This is a genomic window from Herbaspirillum sp. B65, from assembly GCF_000333555.1.
Lineage (GTDB): Bacteria > Pseudomonadota > Gammaproteobacteria > Burkholderiales > Burkholderiaceae_D > Herbaspirillum > Herbaspirillum rubrisubalbicans.
Window position 1 is genome coordinate 1 of record NZ_BADI01000118.1, and the last position, 5,189, is coordinate 5,189.

3 protein-coding genes are annotated in these 5,189 nt (G+C 53.5%); all 3 read right to left on the minus strand.

Annotation, left to right across the window (positions count from 1 at the left end):
* Nucleotides 1-31 precede the first annotated feature (31 nt).
* Nucleotides 32-541 carry a hypothetical protein gene (locus I5W_RS03185; RefSeq protein ID WP_148289020.1) on the minus strand — a complete coding sequence of 170 codons (510 nt, stop codon included), beginning with the start codon at nucleotides 539-541 and terminating at the stop codon, nucleotides 32-34.
* 357 nt (nucleotides 542-898) lie between these two features.
* Nucleotides 899-1,354, minus strand: coding sequence for a hypothetical protein (locus tag I5W_RS30955; RefSeq protein WP_148289021.1), 456 nt, complete (start codon nucleotides 1,352-1,354; stop codon nucleotides 899-901).
* 1 nt (nucleotide 1,355) lies between these two features.
* On the minus strand, nucleotides 1,356-5,156 hold the full coding sequence (locus I5W_RS03190) for a hemagglutinin repeat-containing protein (RefSeq protein WP_252716868.1): 3,801 nt from the start codon (nucleotides 5,154-5,156) through the stop codon (nucleotides 1,356-1,358).
* Nucleotides 5,157-5,189: the final 33 nt, after the last annotated feature.

Below are 5,189 nucleotides of genomic sequence, written 5' to 3' on the forward strand. Positions count from 1 at the left end.
TGGCGTGTGGCTGACCGAGAATGTGCCTGCGTTATTTTTTATTGTCTAACTCAGCAGCCCCTTGGACATCTCCCTTACGCAAATCCAGTCCCTTGCAGGCAAAGTGATAATAGAGTAACGCCGGCGTATTTGCGATAGGCAGCTTCCCTCTGAAAAAATTAAATGCCATCCTCTCCATCTGCGCAATACTGTTGGTGTTCTCATAGATAAGCGTTCGCTGCTCTGTGTCGGCAAAAGTTGCAGTGTAGAGAGAACCCATCTTGAACTGCGTGCAAGAGAGCCCCACTGTTACCAGCTCCACCTTGCCGTAGTACTGATTGGGCGAGTCGTCGAGAATACGTTTTGTGGTGTAGAGGGACCATCCCTCCACTTCCTTAAGAGAGTCCAAATCCAGGTATTCATCAAACGGCCCGGGATCACTCTCACTGATCTTCGCCGTATCGTCTCGGAATATATGTATCCATTCTGTGGCAGAAGCTGTCTTTGCCGTGAGCGAGAATGCCATGGCAACAGGGAGAAGAAGTGAGAGCTTATTTTTCATGTAAGGGACGGGTTGCGACGATGATTTATGAGCTGCAGCTTATTTGATCCATTCTGAAACGATGGTGATTTTTCCTGCCCGCGCCCAGTTGATGGGACTGGTGTATCCATAAAAGGTTAAGGAGGGAGAAAACGCCCACCCAAGAGGTGCCAAGGAGGGACCAATCTGTTACAAACTGCATCCGTCCAGATCAGTTGTTGCGTTCTCACCGGAATCAGCTACTACTTCAGCGCAGCCTTAATGCCTTCAAGCGTATACCTAGCTGATAGCAATATTACGCTGATCATTACACCAGCTTCGTTCATCTTGCAGTCTCCATCATCCTCATGCGGCGCTATTTATGAAATGAGTTCTAGATTATTCAACCGAGTCAGGAGGTAAGCGCCGCCTCATCTTTTTCGTCAGTTTCACGGGAGGATACAGTGCGTCAAGTCGCTCAATTTCCGCCATCTCCTCCGGTGTATTTACAGACACTGGTTCGGCCCAATCCCCATCTTTAAAAATGGGAAACCATCCTGGATAACTAGTCTTAAAAAGTGAGAGGTCAATAATCTTATATTTTTCCCTATCAATTTTCTTTAATGTCACAGTCGCAAAGCCATAATGCGTATAAATCCCGCCAGCGCCCGCTGGAGCACGTTGATCAACTTTGTCCGAATCCCAGCCGTGAATTAACCCTGTCGCTTCAGGTAAAGGGTCAAGAAAGGATAGCTCGAATTTCCCCCCTCCTTTCTTACAAAAGCAAGGTATGTGACGCAGTTCTAACATTAATTTCGTTCCAAGATTCTCTGGAAGAATGATATTTAAATACATTTTAAAACTCACTTTTTCGCGGAAGAATAACTTCGCCGGTAAAGCTCTTCTTAAAGCTTTCTATCGGACTAAAGTATTGAATCCCTTGAGGATCCCTAATGGCGACCACCTGGATTCCTTGACGATTAGTAACTCCATCAACGACCACAAAGTGGGAGAAGTTTTGTGCCTTGTCTGCGATCCTGACGACGACAGGCGTGCCGTTTGAAGTATAACGGATCAAATCATTAACATTACGGCCGGCGACCGGCAATGCGTCAATCCCTCGAGACTTAAATAGATTTGCAACCTTAAAATAGTCAATCCCCTCCTTGGACGGAACAACCTCACTAACAAGCTCCGCCACATCCACTTTCCTACCGAATGTATCCATCACCATGGCGCATGAATTATGCCCACAAGTTGGAACATTCCCTTGATTGAGCACCAGGCGACTGCCATCTCTAGGAATAGCATCAACCAAAAGACGATTCTGTGGATTTGTGGCAGCGGCCTCTTTCAGCACTTGCGCAGCATCCACTACCACAGATTTCCCTACATTGAATTTGCTCAGTAGATTCGAAATTGTCTTTGCCGTGCTTGTGGCAGAAGATGGCAGACTCAATATACCGACTGCCTCCATCAACGTGGATTTATCTGCCTCATCCAACTTCGCAAGCTCAACATCTTTGTCCGATATTTTGCTTAGCAATGTAGCTTGTCTTATCTCTATTTGCGCCTTTCGTGCCGGATCATTTTGATAAAGCGCCTTCTCCTGCTCCAATGCATCAACTGCGTTCACAATGGCATCGATCTTTGAACTACAACCCATCGCTTGGGTACAGGGCGCCGAAACTGCCATCGCATTTGCAACACGCTTCTCCGCCCATGCAGTCGGATTCTTCGCTCCAAATCTTGCCTGTTGCTCCGGCGTCCAAGATCCGTCGCTATTTCCATTCAGGAATGGATTGTTTCTAGCCTTGTAGTCAGCCTCAAACAGGCCCTTGGGTTTATTGAGGGCGATAAACTGCTTAGCATTCTCATCGCTTCTTCCGGCCTTCTCCGCAGCAGCATCCACGATTGCGTACCCCGCTGACAGCAATCGCTGATATGCCTCCTCATCGGTAATACTCTCGCCCTTATCCTTTTCCAAATACAAGCGATATTTCTTGGCATTTTCTTTTGCCCAGTCGCGCTCTGTCTGATGCAACTGCCGATTGTTTGCTTCCACATTGATGCCAGCAGCCAGTCCTGACGTCCCTCCGGCAATACCCCCAAGCGCAGCAGCAGCCGCCTGCGCCATCGCCTGTCGTATCGGCAACGGCAAATCAGTATTGTCGATTAGCTTGGCAAGCTGCGGCATTGCAACCGAAGAAGTCGCAGCACCAACAGCACCATCAATGCCACCACCGAGCAGCCCGGCAGCCGTATGCAAGGCCGTTCGATAGAGACCTCCTTCACTCCATTTATCACGCTCCGCGATCAATGCAGCCTTCTCATCCTCACTTTGCGCAACATCGATTTTTGCGTTCAGTTCGTTGACCTTGGTTGTCGCGTAACTACCGATTTCCTTCGCTGCATTCTTGCCAAACATCTCCGTAATCTGCGCCTGCGCCTGCACATCCGCCTGCAAGGCCTGCGCATCCCACTGCTTGGTCAGCTTGCCGCTGGTGTCACGATCACTGCTCACATCCGTATTGATGCTGGCAATGGTCTGCTCGGCCGTCTTGCCGGTCTTGGCTTGCTGGGCGGCATCGTCGGTGATCTTGATATTGGCTTGGCTAATGCCGCTCTTGGTCGTACTGCTCTCGCTACCACTGCTGCTACCGACACCGATGCCAGTCCCGTTCATCGACGACTTCCCACCGCTGAAGCCGCCACCGATGCTTGCGCTCTGGCTTTCTGCCTTGTAGTCGCTGCGATTCTGGATGTCCGATTGCGTCAAGGTCTCGGTCCTCAGGCTGTTCTTACCCTCTGCGGCTGCCTTGTCGGTGCTGGCAATCTTCGCGCCCTTCAGGTCCGTGTTGCCTTTGACATTGATCTGGAATCCACCGTCACCTGCGCGAATGCCCGATTGCTCATTGACGCTCGCAAAGTTCCCATCCACAGTGCTGCGGCTGGCACTCAAGCTGCCGCTCATCTTGCCCATGCCCACCGAGATGCTGCCGCCCAGGCTCTGCTGTTTGCTCTTGTAGGTGCTGGTGTCCTGCAGACTCTCGATATTCAGATTGCCTTTGCCGCTGGTGCCCACATCCATCACCACCTGCTTGCCGCTGACCACAGCGCCTTTGAGCGTGGTGTCAGTTCCCGAACTGATCGTGAGCTTGTTGCCGGCATCGACGTGGGTATTGACCTGCGTTACATCGCTACCATCACCACGTCCGCGACTGCCTGAGGCGCTGGCATTGAACATCAACCCATCCGTGCCAATCGAGACACCCACCGAGCCGGAACTGCTCTGATTGTTGCTGTGCTGTTCCGATGTATTCTGCGCAGCCAGCAGGCGCACTTCATTGGCGGCCTTGAGCGTGGCATTTACGCCGGCTTTGATGTCGCTACCCTGGATGACGATGTTGCTATCGGTGCCGCCACCTTGGGCGCTGATGTTGATGCTGCCGCCAGCAGAAACGGTCGATCCGCGTACCGTATTGCTGCTCTGCTGCGAGCGGCTTTCGCTGCTGCTACTGCCGAGGCTCAAGGCCAGGTTGATGCCGCCGACCTTTTCGGCATCAGTGGCGTCCCGCGAGGGCGTCTTGCCTGTGCTCGGGTCAGTCGGTCCAGTGGCGATCTGATTGGCCTTTGCATCAATCGTGCTGCCCTGGCCTGCCCTTGACGCGTCATAGGCGTTCTTGCCTGCGAATCCCATATTGGCCGCAGCCAAGGCCTGCATCCGGCCATCCTTGGTCTTGCTGGCAGCATCGGCCATCTGGCCTACCGTCTGGATGGCCGAGATGACAGGGCTTGTCACCGCAACCGTCAGGCCAGTTTGTTTAAACTTGTCTTCCGTGGTGGTTTTACTGGCCTGCTCTGCCGCCCGAATCTCCACCGACTTGGCCGCAATATCGATATCCCCCTTGGGCGCCATCACATCGCTACCCACCTGCGTATACCGATTCCCCGCCACGATGCTGACATTGCCATCGGTACTACCAATGGTGGAAGCCGACGCCGTCTGCCCCTGCGTCTTCCCGTCATGACTCTGCTCACGCGTGCCTATGGTCACGCCGAAGCCTGCGCCCATCACACCGCTGGTGGTCTCCTTGCGGAAATTGTTTTTAGTGCTGCTATCCACGGCAGCCACGATGTTGACATCGTTACCCGCAGCCATGCCCACGCCTTGCGTCGCGACGACATTGCTACCAATAACGTTGATGTCCTTGCCCGCCCGCACCACCACGGTATTGCCAGACAAGGTCGTCCCTTGATTGATGCGCTCGCTACTGCTGTCATCAGTGGTCACCGTCCGCGAAGACAGCACGCCGCCAGCATCGGTCTTCTTGTGCTGATCACGCGCACTGGCCGTGCTGACATCGGTGCCGATGTTGACGTTGTTGGCTGCCGTGGCCGCCAACGAGCCTTCGGCATTGACGTAGGCTGCCTGGGCGTTGATGTCGCGACCTGCGGTCACGCTGATGTCCGTGCCCTGCACCGTGCTGCCGACGGCGTTGTCGCGGTTGACTTCGGCGCGGTTGTCGTTGTCCCAGGCGAGTTTTTCTTGGCTGGTTTCGTGGACGGTCGAGAGATTCACATCGCGCTGGGCGACCAGCGTGATGTTGTCTGCCGAGGCGCCGCTGGCCTTGAGGTTGATGTCGCGACCGGCCACGGCAGTGAGCGAACCATTGGCCTCGGACACGAC